This window comes from Fertoeibacter niger (genome assembly GCF_009380135.2).
GTDB classification, from domain to species: Bacteria; Pseudomonadota; Alphaproteobacteria; order Rhodobacterales; family Rhodobacteraceae; genus Fertoeibacter; species Fertoeibacter niger.
In genome coordinates, this window is record NZ_WHUT02000001.1 from 573,215 (window position 1) to 588,380 (window position 15,166).

At 64.8% G+C, this 15,166-nt stretch carries 15 protein-coding genes; 8 read left to right on the forward strand and 7 right to left on the reverse strand.

All coding sequences use genetic code 11. The features are described from left to right. Window positions 1–30: 30 nt before the first annotated feature. Together ctrA and sciP are read right to left on the reverse strand one after the other, a co-directional pair. Complete coding sequence (gene ctrA, locus GEU84_RS02800; RefSeq protein ID WP_152823952.1) at window positions 31–744, reverse strand: response regulator transcription factor CtrA; 714 nt, start codon at window positions 742–744, stop codon at window positions 31–33. Between the two features lie 96 nt (window positions 745–840). Next, window positions 841–1,119, reverse strand: coding sequence for a CtrA inhibitor SciP (gene sciP, locus GEU84_RS02805; protein WP_152823953.1), 279 nt, complete (start codon window positions 1,117–1,119; stop codon window positions 841–843). Window positions 1,120–1,277: 158 nt separating this feature from the next. On the opposite strand from sciP, the gene mnmA reads away from it, so the two are divergent. After that, window positions 1,278–2,417: a tRNA 2-thiouridine(34) synthase MnmA gene (gene mnmA / locus GEU84_RS02810; RefSeq protein WP_152823954.1), complete on the forward strand. Its 1,140-nt coding sequence runs from the start codon at window positions 1,278–1,280 to the stop codon at window positions 2,415–2,417. 100 nt (window positions 2,418–2,517) lie between these two features. Here the strand turns inward: mnmA and GEU84_RS02815 are convergent, their stop codons facing one another. The 3 genes from GEU84_RS02815 to GEU84_RS02825 are packed head-to-tail and all read right to left on the reverse strand — an operon-like array spanning window position 2,518 to window position 4,591. Next, window positions 2,518–3,036 carry a gamma carbonic anhydrase family protein gene (locus GEU84_RS02815; protein WP_152823955.1) on the reverse strand — a complete coding sequence of 173 codons (519 nt, stop codon included), beginning with the start codon at window positions 3,034–3,036 and terminating at the stop codon, window positions 2,518–2,520. After that, on the reverse strand, window positions 3,033–3,692 hold the full coding sequence (gene gmk, locus GEU84_RS02820) for a guanylate kinase (protein ID WP_152824107.1): 660 nt from the start codon (window positions 3,690–3,692) through the stop codon (window positions 3,033–3,035). The genes GEU84_RS02815 and gmk overlap by 4 nt, the downstream gene beginning before the upstream one ends. A 2-nt stretch (window positions 3,693–3,694) precedes the next feature. Further along, a complete protein-coding gene (locus tag GEU84_RS02825) occupies window positions 3,695–4,591 on the reverse strand; it encodes a YicC/YloC family endoribonuclease (RefSeq protein ID WP_152823956.1) in 897 nt (298 codons plus the stop codon). A gap of 256 nt (window positions 4,592–4,847) precedes the next feature. Here GEU84_RS02825 and GEU84_RS02830 point away from each other — a divergent pair, with 256 nt between their 5' ends. Continuing rightward, window positions 4,848–5,489, forward strand: coding sequence for a PAS domain-containing protein (locus tag GEU84_RS02830; RefSeq protein WP_152823957.1), 642 nt, complete (start codon window positions 4,848–4,850; stop codon window positions 5,487–5,489). Window positions 5,490–5,561: 72 nt separating this feature from the next. Here GEU84_RS02830 and GEU84_RS02835 read toward each other — a convergent pair whose 3' ends face one another. Beyond that, on the reverse strand, window positions 5,562–6,932 hold the full coding sequence (locus GEU84_RS02835) for a class II 3-deoxy-7-phosphoheptulonate synthase (RefSeq protein ID WP_152823958.1): 1,371 nt from the start codon (window positions 6,930–6,932) through the stop codon (window positions 5,562–5,564). 142 nt (window positions 6,933–7,074) lie between these two features. Here GEU84_RS02835 and GEU84_RS02840 point away from each other — a divergent pair, with 142 nt between their 5' ends. Further along, window positions 7,075–8,088, forward strand: coding sequence for a GlxA family transcriptional regulator (locus GEU84_RS02840; RefSeq protein ID WP_152823959.1), 1,014 nt, complete (start codon window positions 7,075–7,077; stop codon window positions 8,086–8,088). Between the two features lie 363 nt (window positions 8,089–8,451). On the opposite strand, the gene GEU84_RS02845 is transcribed toward GEU84_RS02840, so the two are convergent. After that, window positions 8,452–9,528, reverse strand: coding sequence for a PQQ-dependent sugar dehydrogenase (locus GEU84_RS02845; RefSeq protein WP_241427549.1), 1,077 nt, complete (start codon window positions 9,526–9,528; stop codon window positions 8,452–8,454). Between the two features lie 217 nt (window positions 9,529–9,745). Here GEU84_RS02845 and GEU84_RS02850 point away from each other — a divergent pair, with 217 nt between their 5' ends. The 5 genes from GEU84_RS02850 (at window position 9,746) to GEU84_RS02870 (ending at window position 14,992) form a co-directional block, all read left to right on the forward strand. Beyond that, window positions 9,746–10,930, forward strand: a complete 1,185-nt coding sequence (locus GEU84_RS02850) for an ABC transporter substrate-binding protein (protein WP_152823960.1) — start codon at window positions 9,746–9,748, stop codon at window positions 10,928–10,930. A gap of 121 nt (window positions 10,931–11,051) precedes the next feature. After that, window positions 11,052–11,834 (forward strand): ABC transporter ATP-binding protein, encoded by a 783-nt coding sequence (locus GEU84_RS02855; protein ID WP_152823961.1) that lies wholly within the window; start codon window positions 11,052–11,054, stop codon window positions 11,832–11,834. A 107-nt stretch (window positions 11,835–11,941) separates the two neighbouring features. After that, complete coding sequence (locus GEU84_RS02860; protein ID WP_152823962.1) at window positions 11,942–12,652, forward strand: ABC transporter ATP-binding protein; 711 nt, start codon at window positions 11,942–11,944, stop codon at window positions 12,650–12,652. A 4-nt stretch (window positions 12,653–12,656) separates the two neighbouring features. After that, window positions 12,657–13,667, forward strand: a complete 1,011-nt coding sequence (locus GEU84_RS02865; RefSeq protein ID WP_152823963.1) for a branched-chain amino acid ABC transporter permease — start codon at window positions 12,657–12,659, stop codon at window positions 13,665–13,667. Continuing rightward, the gene (locus GEU84_RS02870) at window positions 13,664–14,992 is read left to right on the forward strand and encodes a branched-chain amino acid ABC transporter permease (protein ID WP_152823964.1); all 1,329 of its coding nucleotides are present in this window, start codon (window positions 13,664–13,666) and stop codon (window positions 14,990–14,992) included. Before GEU84_RS02865 ends, GEU84_RS02870 begins: the two co-directional genes overlap by 4 nt. Window positions 14,993–15,166 lie beyond the last annotated feature (174 nt).

A 15,166-nucleotide genomic window follows, 5' to 3' on the forward strand; every position in this document is an offset into this window, starting at 1 on the left:
TAGGCAAGGCCCGGCGCGGCGTAAAGCCCTTCAGGCACCGATGGCAAAGCGGCGTTCGACATCGGCGGGGGCGGGATCACGCAGCACATAGCCCCGGCCCCAGACGGTTTCGATGTAATTCTGCCCACCCGTCGCCTCAGCCAGTTTCTTGCGCAATTTGCAGATGAAAACGTCGATGATCTTCAGCTCCGGCTCATCCATACCGCCGTAAAGGTGGTTAAGGAACATCTCCTTGGTCAGCGTGGTGCCCTTGCGCAGGCTGAGAAGCTCCAGCATCTGATATTCCTTTCCGGTCAGATGCACGGTCTTGCCATCCACATCCACCGTCTTGGCATCCAGATTGACGCAGACCTTTCCGGTGCGAATCACCGATTGCGCATGGCCCTTGGACCGGCGGATGATGGCGTGGATGCGCGCCACCAGTTCCTCGCGGTGAAACGGCTTGGTCATGTAATCATCGGCACCAAAGCCGAAGCCCTTGATTTTGTTTTCGTTATCATCCTGCCCCGACAGGATGAGGATCGGCGTTTCGATGCGGGCCAGCCGCAACTGGCGCAGCACCTCATGCCCGCTCATGTCCGGCAGGTTCAGATCAAGCAGGATCAGGTCGTAATCATAAAGCTTGGCCAGATCGATGCCATCCTCGCCCAGATCGGTGCAATAGACGTTGAGATTGGCATGGGTCAGCATCAATTCGATGCTGCGCGATGTTGTCGGATCATCCTCGACCAGAAGAATACGCATCTTGAAAAAATCTCCGCGACGCCCTTGTTCATCAACAATACTGGCGGTCAATGGTTAATCACGGGTTACTCTCGCAGAGCGCGTGGGAAAAACAATTTAAAGTTGCCGATACTTTTGTAGCATGGTCACCTTCAGGGCCTTTTCGCCATGGGCCTCGACCGCCGACCGCCACAGCGCGAATTCCTCGGCAGAAAGCGCATACCGCTCCAGTGCGTCGGCCTCGGAGATCAGACCGTGCTGCACCGCCTTTACCACCACCGCCTTGCGGCTGGCCACCCACCGCCGCGTATCGGTGGGCGGCAGGTCGGCCCGGCTGAGAACCGAGCCGTCGGGCAGCGTCACCTGACGCGGCCCATCCACACGTTTGAGATACATCACCATTCCCCCGCAGATCCCGGGTTGCCCTCACCGGGGGCAGTCTGGCGCAACAGGCTTAACAGCCCGTGAAACCGGGGGGTTGAGAATGGCGGGCATTTTCATATATTCCACGGTGAAAGCCGCAATGCGGCCACCTTTCCCCCACAGGTCTGCCCATGTCGCTTGATCATCCGCTGAATTCATTGGGCTTTGCCAAGCCGCCCGCCGCCACGCGGGTGGTGGTGGCGATGTCGGGCGGGGTGGACAGTTCGGTTGTGGCCGCCCAACTGGCCGAAGAGGGCTATGATGTGGTCGGCGTGACCTTGCAGCTTTACGACCATGGCGCGGCGCTGGCCAAGAAGGGCGCTTGCTGTGCGGGCCGTGACATCCATGATGCGCGCCGCGTGGCCGAGGCGATGGGCTTTCCGCATTACGTGCTGGATTACGAGAACACTTTCCGCGCGGCGGTGATGGATGATTTCGCCGATGCCTATCTGGCGGGGGCAACGCCGGTGCCCTGCATCCGCTGCAACGAACGGGTGAAGTTCAAGGATCTGCTGCAAACCGCCCGTGATCTGGATGCCGATTGCATGGCGACGGGCCATTACATCCAGCGCAAGCTGGGGGCCGAGGGGCCGGAACTTCATTGCGCAACAGATGCTGCGCGCGATCAAAGCTATTTCCTGTTTTCCACCACGGCAGAACAGCTGGATTACCTGCGCTTTCCCCTGGGCCACCTTGCGTCAAAGGCCGAAACCCGGGCGCTGGCCGCACGCTATGGCCTGGCCGTGGCCGACAAGCCCGACAGCCAGGACATCTGTTTCGTGCCCAACGGCAATTATGCTGCGGTGATCGAAAAACTGCGCCCCGGTGCGGCCGAACCGGGCGAGATTGTCGATCTGGCGGGCCATGTGCTGGGCACGCATCGCGGCGTGATCCATTACACGATCGGGCAGCGCAAGGGGTTGGGCATCGGCGGCCTTGGCGACCCCCTGTATGTGGTGCGGCTGGACCCTGATGCGCGGCGCGTGGTGGTCGGGCCGAAAGAGGCGTTGTCCACCCGCGTGATCCCCGTGCGGGAGATCAACTGGCTGGGCGATGCGGCGTTTGACAGCGTGGCGGAACGGCATGTGATGGTGAAGGTGCGCTCCACCCGCGCGCCCCGGCCCGCGGTGATCCGGCCCCTGTCGGCGACCGAGGCCGAGGTGGAGCTGCTGGCCCCCGAAGATGGCGTGTCGGCGGGGCAGGCCTGCGTGTTCTATGCGCCCGAAGGCTCACGCATTCTGGGCGGCGGGTGGATCTGGCGGGGTCGGTAAACCACTGATCTTCAAGACTGATTTCTTACTGGCCCAAGTATCCCTCGGGGGTCTGGGGGTGTGAAACCCCCAGCCGCCTGCAACCAATGCAGCGTGGGCCTCATGCCTCTGCCAGCCCCGCCCGGAACCGCCGCATGTTGGCCGCATATCCTGCCGCCGAGGCCAGCAGGCGGGCGCGCGCCGCGTCATCCAGCAGGCGCACCACCTTGCCCGGCGCACCCATCACAAGGCTGCCATCGGGAATTTCCTTGCCTTCGGTGATCAGCGCACCGGCCCCGATCAGGCAGCCGCGCCCGATTCTTGCCCCGTTCAGCACCGTGGCCCCCATGCCGATCAGTGATCCCGCGCCGATGGTGCAGCCGTGCAGCATGGCCTTGTGGCCGATGGTGCAATCCTCGCCGATGCTCAGCGGATAACCCCAGTCGGTGTGCAGCACGCAGTTTTCCTGAACATTGCTGCGCGCACCCACATGGATCGGTTCGTTGTCGCCGCGCAGGGTGGCACCGAACCAGACGGATGCCCCCTCCTCCAGCACCACCCGGCCGATCACATTGGCATCGGGCGCAACCCATGTGTCGGGGTGCATTTCAGGGGCAATCCCGTCAAGCGCATAGATCATCTGAGGTCAAACTCCCGGTTCAGGCCGCGCACAAGGTCGCTCAGCCCGGGCTGGCGGTCCCGGCGCAGGCGTTCGGCGGTCAGAATGCTTTTCAGCGCCGCTTCGGATGTATCCAGACTGTCGTTTACTAACACATAGTCATATTCCGCCCAATGGCTGATCTCGTCGCGGCTTTTCGCCATGCGGCCTGCGATCACGGCGTCGCTGTCTTGCGCGCGGCCGCGCAGGCGGCGTTCCAGCTCGGGGATCGATGGCGGCAGGATGAACACCGACACCACATCGCGGCCCAGCACCGAATTCCTGATCTGCTGGCCACCCTGCCAGTCGATGTCGAACAATGTGTCGCGCCCCTCGGCCATCGCCTGTTCCACCGGGGCCTTGGGCGAGCCATAGAAATTGCCGAACACCTCGGCATGTTCCAGCATTTCGCCCGCGTCGATCAGCGCCTGAAAGGCGGCACGGTCGCGGAAATAATACTCGCGCCCGTCCTGTTCGCCGGGTCGCGGCGCGCGCGTGGTGGCCGACACCGAAAACCGGATCGTCGGATCCCAGCCCATCAGCCGTTTCGCCAGCGTCGATTTGCCGGCACCCGAGGGCGAGGACAGGATAAGCAAAAGCCCCCTGCGGTTGGGCGTGCCAGAGCGGTCATCGGGCATGGTCATTCCACGTTCTGAACCTGTTCGCGCATCTGATCTATCACGGTTTTCAGGTCAAGCCCGATGCGGGTCAGCGCCAATGCCTGTGCCTTGGAACACAGTGTATTGGCCTCGCGCATGAATTCCTGCATCAGGAAATCCAGCTTGCGGCCCACCGGGGCGGGGTCGGCCAGCAGCGCGCGGGCAGCGGTCACATGGGCGGCCAGCCGGTCCAGTTCCTCGGTCACGTCGGCTTTCACCGCCAAGAGCGCCAGTTCCTGCGCCAGCCGTGTCGAGTCTGCGCCTTCGGCATTGGCCAGCACCCGGGCAAGCTGGGCTTGCAACTGCGCCGCAGCCTCACCCGCGCGGGCGGCGGCGGCGGTCTGCGCCTCGGCGGTCAGTGCGGCGATCCGGTCAAGCTGCGCGGCCACCACCTGCGCCAGTGCCGCCCCTTCGGCGGCGCGCATCGCGTTGAATTCGGACAGCAATGCGGGCAGATCGGCCAGCAGCGCATCGCGCAGCGGTGCGGTATCCTCGACCGCCTGTGCATTGTCCAGCACACCGCGCAGGCCCAGCACATCGGCCTGGCTGGCCTGTGCCAGCGTCACACCCGCCGCCATGGCGGCCTGTTCCACTTCGGCCAGCGCACGCAGCATGGCCGCCAGCATGCCGGGGTTCACGCGCGGGCCCTCTACAGACTCGCCGCCCTCACGCGCCAGACGCAGCGACAGGCTCACATTGCCACGCCCGATGCCGCGGCCCAATGCCGCGCGCAGCCCCGCCTCCAGCCCGTCGATGCCTTCAGGCAGGCGCAGCCGCAGATCCAGCCCCTTGCCGTTCACCGACCGGATGTCCCAGGCCCAGACATGGCCCGCACCAGCCCCCTTGCGGGTGGCAAAGCCGGTCATAGAGGTCATCATGCGGCGTCCTTCCGGCCCTACGGGGGCCATTTACCAACGGTTGAGAATCTTGCCCCGAATCCTCGGGCCAGGTGTAGTTTAACGATTGGGTAACAGGTCTTGCTTTACGGTTAACCCTGAAAGGCCAAGCCCGGTGCACACCTGCCAGACCAAGGCCGGCAGGGGCGGCCTAGCAGAGCCGGCGGGGTTGCGGCAAGGCCTTGCGGGCAGGTGCCGCAAGGCCGCGCGACAGGAAGACAGCAAGGGAAAGGTGACGATGACAGGGGCCACACGTTTCGCAGCCATCGCACAGGTCAGGGCCTATTGGGAGGGTCTGCGCCGCGGCAACGACCTGCCGCTGCGCTCGGCCATCGACCCGCGTGGCATCGAAGGCGCGCTGGAACAGGCCTTCCTGCTGGAACGCATCGCGCCCGGCCTGGCGCGGTTCCGGCTGGCGGGCATGACACTCAGCGACCTGATGGGCATGGATGTGCGCGGCATGCCGCTGTCGGCCATGCTGGACCCTAGTGCGCGGCTGCGGCTGGCAAGTGTGCTTGAGCAGGTGTTCCGTGAACCGGCCGCGCTGGACCTGAGCCTTGAGGCCGACCGGGGCATCGGGCGGCCCGCGCTGGAGGGGCGCATGCTGATCATGCCGGTGCGGGGTGACAGTGGCGCGGAACTGGCGCTGGGATGTCTGGCCACCGAAGGGCTGGTCGGCCGCAGCCCGCGGCGCTTTCATATTGCCCGCGCCTTGCTGGAGCCTTTGGCCCCCGCCAGCCCATCGGGGCCGGTCGCCCTGCCCCGCCAACCGGTTGCCGGTCTGGCAGATCCGCCCCGCTTGTTCCTGCGCCGCACCGATCCGCCGCCCCCCCGCACCACAGGCCGCGCGCATCTGCGGTTGGTGCGGCCCGACGAATAGCGCGCGGGTCATCGCCGGACAGCAAAAAACCCGGCGCAAGGCCGGGTTTCTGGCGTCATTCCAAAGCGTGCCTTACAATGCCATGCGCCGCGCGCTGGCACGCAGGCCCGACAGTTCCTCGGCCACCAGAAACGCAAGTTCCAGCGATTGCGAGGCGTTCAGGCGTGGGTCGCAGGCGGTGTGGTAACGGTCTGACAGATCCTCATCCGTCACCGCGCGCAGGCCCCCGGTGCATTCGGTCACATCCTTGCCGGTCATCTCGAAATGCACGCCGCCGGGGATCGTGCCCTCGGCCTTGTGGATGGCAAAGAACTCGCGCACCTCGCGCAGCACCGATTCAAACGGCCGGGTTTTATAACCCGAGGCCGCCTTGATCGTGTTGCCATGCATCGGGTCGCAGGACCACAGCACATTGGCGCCTTCCTGTTGCACCGCCTTGATCAGGCGCGGCAGGTTGTCGCCCACCTTGCCCGCGCCAAAGCGTGCGATCAGCGTCAGACGCCCGGCCTCGTTTTCCGGGTTCAGCTTGGCCATCAGGATTTTCAGATCGTCCGCCGTGGTGGTCGGCCCGCACTTCAGGCCAATCGGGTTCTGCACGCCCCGGCAGAATTCCACATGCGCGCCGTCCGGCTGCCGCGTGCGGTCGCCGATCCAGATCATATGGCCCGACCCCGCCACTGGCACGCCGGTGATGCTGTCGATGCGGCACAGCGCCTCTTCATATTCCAGCAGCAGCGCCTCGTGGCTGGTGTAGAATTCCACGCTGGACAGGGTATGCGCCGTATCGGCATTCACCCCGGCAGCATTCATGAAATCCAGCGCGTCCGAGATGCGGTTGGAAAGCTCGCGGTAACGCTCGGCCTTGTCCTGATCGGAAAAGCCCAGCGTCCAGGCATGCACCCGGTGGATGTCGGCGAAACCGCCGGTCGAGAAGGCGCGTAGCAGGTTCAGGCTGGCCGCCGCCTGGGTATAGGCCTGCAACATGCGCTGCGGGTCGGGCCGGCGCGCCTCGGGCGTCGCGTCAAAGCCGTTGATGATGTCGCCCCGGTAGCTGGGCAGTTCCACGCCGCCAATCACCTCGGTCGGGGCAGAGCGCGGCTTGGCGAACTGCCCGGCCATCCGGCCCACCTTGATCACCGGCACCTTGGCGCCGTAGGTCAGGACAACGGCCATCTGCAGCATCACGCGGAACGTGTCGCGGATGTTGTCGGCGCTGAATTCGGCAAAGCTCTCGGCGCAGTCGCCGCCCTGCAACAGAAACGCCTTGCCCTCGGACGCCAGCGCCAGCTGCTTCTTCAGCCGCCGCGCCTCGCCCGCAAAGACCAGCGGCGGATATTTCGCCAGTTGCGCCTCGACCGCGTTCAGCGCGGCCGCGTCGGTATAATCCGGCATCTGCACGCGGGGCTTCAAACGCCAGTCCGATTTCATCCAGCCCTTGGTCATGGCTCGTCTCCGAAGGTTAGCAGTATCGGCGCGGTATAAGGAAAGCGGCGCGGAATGCAAAGGGTGAAACCCCGCGATACCGCTTGAAGGTGCCCGCGATTCCTGCTTGCTTGCACCGATAACGACGCAGACAGGTCGCAAGATGGTATCCCCGCCGCGCAAAGCCACCCATATCGCCAAGGACATCCAGCCGCGGCGGTTCATCTTCCTGCTGCTGGAACGCTTTACCATGCTGTCCTTTGCCGGGGCGATCGAGCCTTTGCGCATCGCCAACCGGGTGTCGGGCGAAAACCTCTATCGCTGGGCGCTGGCGGGCGAAGGCGGCTTTGCCACCTCGTCCAATGGCGCGGCCTTCAAGCTGGACATGGGGCTGGACGAGATCGAGCGCGAGGACACCGTGCTGGTCTGCGGCGGCATCGACGTGCAGAAGGCCACCACGCGCGGCATCATCGGCTGGCTGCGGCGTGAGGCGCGGCGTGGCGTGGCGATCGGGGGCCTGTGCACCGGGGCCTATGCCGTGGCCAAGGCCGGTCTGTTGGACGGCAAGAAGGCCACGATCCACTGGGAAAACCAGGATGGCTTCCTCGAGGAATTCGAGGATGTGAAGCTGACGAAATCGGTCTTCGTGATCGACGGCAACCGGCTGAGCACCGCCGGGGGCACATCCTCCATCGACCTGATGCTGAAAATCATCGCCACCGATCACGGGGATGATCTGGCCAATACCGTGGCCGACCAGCTGATCTATTCCGCCATCCGCACTGACCAGGACACGCAACGCCTGTCGATCCCCACGCGGATCGGCGTGCGCCACCCCAAGCTGAGCCAGGTCATCCAGATGATGGAAACCAACATCGAGGATCCCATCAGCCCCGCCGATCTGGCCGAAGAGGTGGGCATGTCCACCCGTCAGTTGGAACGTCTGTTCCGCCGCTACCTGAACCGCAGCCCGAAACGCTATTACATGGAACTGCGCCTGTCCAAGGCGCGCAACCTCTTGATGCAGACCGACATGAGCGTGATCAACGTGGCGCTGGCCTGCGGCTTTGCCAGCCCGTCGCATTTTTCCAAATGCTACCGTGCGCAATACAACACCACCCCCTACCGCGAGCGCGGCACGCAAGGCAACCCGGTGGGCGCGCGGCTGTCGATCTGACGCGCCTGCGCATTTTCTGCCCTCAAGTATCCGCGCCGCAGGCCTCCCCGGCCAGCCCGGGGGTGCCGCCCTCGGGGGCATCGAGCCCCGCTCGGGCGGCATTGCCATGGGATGAACCCGAGCGGCCCGCAATCGCAGATGGCGAGGCCTGCGGCGCGGATATTTTTGCCAGTGTGAAAGCGCAAGGGTCTGCGACTTCCCGGTTGCTATCTGGACGGGGCTCCATGTGTCGCCCTGGTCCGGCTGTTCGAAAGCCACTCCACGCCCCTTGCAACGGAGAAAGTGACGCGACCGGCCGCGGCTTGCGCTGGCAAGGCCGCGCGAACGGGCTCGATGCCCGTGAGCGCGGCACCCCCCATTGCGTCAGGTGTCGGGCGCCATCCGGTAGACGGCGCCATTGCCCACCGACAGGAACCAGATCGCGCCGTCCGGCCCTTCGCGCACATCGCGGACGCGGGCGGTCTCGGGGGTTTCGATGCGTTCCTCGGCATAGCCGTTGTCGGGATCAAGCCGCGAGATATGGTCGAACTTCAGGCTGCCGGTGAACACATCCCCGGCCCAGGCATCGAACAGCGTGCCGGAGTGGATCATCAGACCCGACGGCGCGATGGAGGGGTCCCAGTAATGCACCGGCTGCTGCATGCCGCCTTTCGCCTGCCCCTCGCCAATCTGCGAGCCATCGTAATCCACGCCGTAGCTGATGACCGGCCAGCCGTAGTTGCGGCCCGGTTCGACCAGGTTCAGCTCGTCCCCGCCTTTTGCGCCATGTTCGACCACCCAAAGCCGCCCTGCGGCGTCCAGTGCGGCACCCTGCGGGTTGCGGTGGCCCAGGCTGTAGACCTCGGCCCCGCTGTCGCCCAGCAGCAGCACCTTGCCCTCGCCGCGCGCGGGGTCTTGCGACAGCATGGCCTGCCCCCTGTCACCCGTGGTCAGGAACACCTGGCCCTCTGGCCCTTCGACCAGGCGCGCACCGAAGTGCCTGCCCCCGGGCTGGCCCGCGACCGTGTGGAACGTCGTGAAATCATCCAGCCGCGCGCCATCTTCCGACAGGATGCCGCGCCCAACCGCCGTGCCCGCGCCCGCGCCGTCAGCGGCGGAAAAGCTGAGCCAGACTTCGCGCGTCGTGGCGAAATCGGCGGGGATCATCACATCCAGCAGGCCACCCTGCCCGCCCACGACAACTTGGGGCAGGCCCGCAACGGCGGCAGGTTCGCCCGCGCCATCGGCAGCGTGCAGCGTCAGCCGCCCGCCGCGTTCGGTGACAAGGAAGCGGCCATCGGGCAGGAACGCAAGGCCCCAGGGTTCGTCCAGCCCGTCGGCCATTGCGGTGATGCTTACCGGCCCGGCCGATGTTTCGGCTGCAGCAGCCGCCAGCGGCAGCGCGGCAATCCCGGCGATCAATGCGGATAGCGAGAGGGTTGTCATGGTCCGCCCGGTCATCGGAGGCTCCTTTTCCTGTGGTCTGGACGTTTTTCCTTGGTCTTGCCGCGACCTATGCAGGCGCGGGGCCAAGACCAGCCCCTGCCCGACCGGATGGCGCTTATGTGACCTTGCGTGAGCCGTCCCGGTGCCCCTTCGGCGAAGTTTCGCCGCTTTCCTTTTCAGATCGGGCGAATTAGGCTCCGCACAGGATTTCGATCCAACATGGGAGATACCAATGAAAAAACTGCTTCTGGCCTCAACGGCCTCCGTCCTTCTGGCAAGCACCGCAGGGGCCGAAGAGATCAAACTGGGCATTCTGATCGGCTTTACCGGCCCCATCGAATCGCTGACTGCCGATATGGCTGCCGCCGCCGAATTCGCCATGAAAGAGGTGAATGATTCCGGCCTGCTGCTGGATGGCTCCACCCTTGTGCCGGTGCGCGCCGACAGCACCTGCATCGACAGCGCCGCGGCCACCGCCGCCGCCGAACGCCTGATCACCTCGGACGGTGTGCTGGGCATCGTGGGCGGCGACTGTTCGGGCGTGACCGGGGCCGTGTTGCAGAACGTGGCGCGTCCGAACGGCATCGTGATGATCTCGCCCTCGGCCACATCGCCCGCGCTGTCCAGCGCCGAGGATGACGGCCTGTTCTTCCGCACCGCACCGTCGGATGCGCGCGAAGGCGAAGTCATGGCCGACATCCTGATGGAAAAGGGCGTGAAATCCATCGCGCTGACCTATACCAACAGCGACTATGGCAAAGGCCTGTCCGAAGCCATCGCCAATGCCTTCATCGCCAAGGGCGGCACCGTGACGATCAACGCCAGCCATGAAGACGGCAAGGCAGACTATTCGTCGGAAGTGGCGGCACTTGCGGCGGCGGGCGGTGATCTGCTGGTTGTGGCGGGCTATCTGGACCAGGGCGGCAAGGGCATCATCCAGGCCTCGCTGGATACCGGCGCGTTCTCGACCTTCGGTCTGCCGGGTGGCATGGTGGGTGACAACCTGCCGCTGGCCATCGGCCCGGCGCTGGATGGCTCCTACGGCCAGGTGGCACAGTCGGATGGCAGCGGTTCGGCCACGCTGATCGAAATGGGCAAGGAGGCGGGCTTCAACGCCGTGACCCCCTATACGATGGAATCCTATGATGCCGTGGCGCTGTTCGCGCTGGCGATGCAGGCGGCCGGCTCTTCGAAGCCTGCTGATTATGCCGCCAAGGTCATGGAAATCGCCAATGCACCGGGCGAAAAGATCTATCCCGGCGAACTGGCCAAGGCGCTGGAGCTTGTGAAAGCGGGCGTCGACATCGACTATGAGGGCGCGTCCTCGGTGGAACTGATCGGGCCGGGCGAAAGCGCCGGGCGCTACCGCCAGTTCGAGATCAAGGGCGGCAAATACGAAACCGTCACCTTCCGCTGATCACGCAAAGCGTGTAGGCGGGCGCGGCCCGGGGCCATGCCTCGGGCCGCGTCGTTAAAAACAACAGCCACCGGCGCCCCGGCAAACGGGCCTGCGAAACGGTGGATGACAGGGGAAACACATGATCGTCGTCGAGGATTTGCACAAGCATTTCGGCGGTTTTCACGCCGTTGACGGGGCCTCGCTTGAAATCGGGGCCGGGTCGATCACCGGGCTGATCGGACCGAACGGTGCGGGCAAGACCACATTGTTCAACGTGATCGCCGGGCGGCTGAAACCCACCTCGGGCCGGGTCTTGATGGCGGGTGAGGATATCACCGGCCTCGCCCCGCATGACCTGTTTCACAAGGGCCTGCTGCGCACCTTTCAGATCGCCCATGAATTCGGCAGCATGACGGTGCGGGAAAACCTGATGATGGTGCCCTCCGCGCAATCGGGTGAAACGCTGTGGAACGCCTGGTTCCGCCGCGGTGCCGTGGCGGCCGAGGAACGCGCGATCCGCGACAAGGCCGATGAGGTGCTGGAATTCCTGACCATCAGCCATCTGGCGGATGAACGGGCGGCGAACATTTCCGGCGGGCAGAAAAAGCTGCTGGAACTGGGCCGCACCATGATGGTGGATGCCAAGATCGTGTTTCTGGACGAGGTGGGCGCAGGCGTGAACCGCACGCTCTTGAACACCATCGGCGATGCGATCCGCCGCCTGAACACCGAGCGGGGATACACCTTCTGCGTGATCGAGCATGACATGGATTTCATCGGCAGCCTGTGCAACCCGGTGATCTGCATGGCCGAGGGCCGCGTGCTGGCGCAGGGCACGGTGGACGAGGTGAAGAACGACGAGCGGGTGATCGAGGCCTATCTGGGCACCGGGCTGAAGAACAAGGTGGTGGCGCATGGCTGACGGCGGCATGAGGGCCGGCGCCGGGGGGCTGACTGCCCCCCGGCCCCCCCGTGGATATTTGTCTCTGGAAAGAGGGGCCGGGTGGCGACAGGCGCGCGGGTGTTGGCATGGCTGAACCCTTTCTGATCGGCGAGAACATGACCGGCGGCTATGGGGCCGTGGATATTCTGCACGGCTGCACGCTGGCCGTGGAAAAAGGCGAGATCGCGGTGATCGTCGGCCCCAACGGGGCTGGCAAATCCACCGCGATGAAGGCGGTGTTCGGCATGCTGAAGCTGCGCGGTGGCGCGGTGCGGCTGGCGGGCGAGGATATCACCACGCTGACCCCGCAGGCGCGCGTGGCCAAGGGCATGGCGTTTGTGCCGCAGACGCAGAACATCTTCACCACCATGACGGTGGAGGAGAACCTGGAAATGGGTGCCTTCCTGCGCCGCGATGACATCAAGGGCACGATGGCGCAGGTGTATGACCTGTTCCCGATCCTGAAAACGAAACGTTATCAGGCGGCGGGCGAATTGTCGGGCGGGCAGCGCCAGCAGGTCGCCGTGGGCCGCGCGCTGATGACGCAGCCAAAGGTCTTGATGCTGGACGAACCGACCGCAGGCGTCAGCCCCATCGTGATGGACGAGTTGTTCGACCGCATCATCGAGGTGGCCCGCACCGGGATTTCCATCCTGATGGTGGAACAGAACGCCCGGCAGGCGCTGGAGATTGCCCACAAGGGCTATGTGCTGGTGCAGGGTTCCAACCGTTTCACCGACACCGGGCAGGCGTTGATGGCCGACCCCGAGGTCCGCCGTTCGTTTCTGGGGGGCTGAGGCCATGGACATTCTCAACGCCCTTGTGGCCTTTGCCAATTTCGTCTTTGTCCCCGGTCTGGCTTACGGCGCGCAGATTGCGCTGGGGGCGCTGGGGGCCACGCTGATCTATGGCATCCTGCGGTTTTCCAACTTTGCCCATGGCGATACCATGGCCTTGGGCACAACATTCGCCATTCTTGTGACCTGGGGGTTTCAGGCGCTTGGCATCACCTTCGGCTTTCTGCCCACCGCGCTGCTGGCCCTGCCCTTTGCCATCATCATGACCGCCGCCTTCGTGCTGGGCACTGACCGGGTGGTGTATCGGTTCTACCGGCGGCAAAAGGCGGCGCCGACCATTCTGGTGATCGTTTCGCTGGGGGTGATGTTCATCATGAACGGCCTCAACCGCTTCATCATCGGGGTGGGCGAGATCAACTTTGCCGATGGCGCGCGGTTCGTCATCACGGCGGGCGATTTCCGGGCGATGACCGGGCTGACAGAGGGGCTGGCGATCAAGGCCACGCAGGCCATCACCGTGGTGACGGCGGTGATCGTGGTGGGCCTGCTGTTCTGGTTCCTGCAAAAGACCCGCACCGGCAAAAGCATGCGCGCCTTTTCCGACAACGAGGATCTGGCGCTGCTGTCGGGCATCAACCCCGACCGTGTGGTGCAGGTGACATGGATCATCGCGGCCGGCCTCGCGACCATTGCCGGGGTGCTTTACGGGCTGGACAAAAGCTTCAAGGCCTTCACCTATTTCCAGCTTTTGCTGCCGATCTTCGCCGCCGCCGTGGTGGGGGGCTTGGGCAACCCGCTGGGCGCGATTGCGGGCGGGTTCATCGTGGCCTTTTCCGAAGTGATGGTCACATATGCGTGGAAAAAGGTGCTGACCTATCTGGTGCCCGAAAGCATGGCACCGGATGGTTTGGTGCAACTGATGTCCACCGACTATAAATTCGCCGTCAGCTTCACGATCCTGATCATCGTGCTGCTGTTCCTGCCCACCGGCATCTTCAAGGGGAAATCGGCATGAGCACCCGCATCAACGCAAACCCGAACAGCCGCAGCCGCACCTTGCTGCTGTTCGGCCTTGTCGCGGCCTTGTTCATCGGCACGGGGTTCGTGCAAAGCTGGAACTCGTCGCTGGGCATTCTGAACATGGCGCTGATCTCGGCGATCATGGCCATGGGGGTGAACCTGCAATGGGGCTATGCGGGCCTGTTCAACGTGGGCATCATGGGCTTTGTGGCGCTGGGGGGGCTGGCGGTGGTGCTGACGTCATCAACCCCGCTGCCTGATGCCTGGCGCGCGGGCGGGCCGGGGATCGTGGCGGGGCTGGCGCTGGGGGCGGCGACCATCGGTGTGGCCGTGGCGCTTTACAAGCGCCTGCCCAAGGGGCGGTTGCGGACGGTCGTCATGCTTGCGGTGCTGGTGGGCGGGTTCTTTGCCTATCGCGCCGTGTTTGACCCTGCGGTCGCGGCCGTCGAGGCGAACAACCCCGCCGCTCATGGCAATATCGGCGGGCTTGGCCTGCCGGTGCTGCTGGCCTGGCCGATGGGGGGCCTTCTGGCCGCCGCCGCCGCCTGGGCCATCGGCAAGACCGCGCTGGGGCTGCGGTCGGATTATCTGGCCATCGCCACGCTGGGCATCGCCGAGATCATCATCGCGGTGATGAAGAACGAGGACTGGCTGGCGCGCGGGGTAAAGAACCTGATCGGCCTGCCCCGCCCGGTGCCCTATGAGGTGGATCTGCAAAAGGATGCCGATTTTCTGGCCCGCGCCGCCGATTGGGGCGTGGACCCGGTGACGACTTCCTCGATTGTCGTGAAGCTGAGCTACGCCGGGCTTTTTGCCGCGGTGCTGGTGGCCATTGTCGTGCTGTCGGAACTTGCGCTGAAATCGCCCTGGGGCCGGATGATGCGCGCCATCCGCGACAACGAGGTGTCGGCCGAGGCGATGGGCAAGGATGTGACCCGGCGGCATCTGCAAATCTTCATCCTTGGGTCGGCCATCGTGGGCATTGCCGGCGCGATGATGACGACTCTGGACGGGCAGTTGACGCCAGGCACCTACAACCCGCTGCGATTCACCTTTCTGGTCTGGGTGATGGTGATCGTGGGCGGTTCGGGCAACAATCTGGGGGCTGTGCTGGGCGGCTTCCTGATCTGGTGGCTGTGGGTGATGGTAGAGCCGATCGGGTTGCTGCTGATGGACGGGATCACCGCTGGCATGGCAGACGGGTCTTGGCTGAAGGCGCATCTGCAGGATGCGGCGGCGCATATGCGGCTGCTGACCATGGGGATCGTGCTGCTGCTGGTGCTGCGGTTCAGCCCGCGGGGGTTGATACCGGAGAAGTAGCGATAGCAACCAAGGCCGGGGGGCTGTCTGCCCCCCGGACCCCCCGAGGATATTTGCCGACAGAAAATGAGAACAGAGCCGCAGTTCTTTCACGACATGTTTTGTCGCATCCAAACATGACCCCCGAGCTGTGACCGGGCCACTCTGCCCCAAAGTTCACGCGCGGAGTCCCCC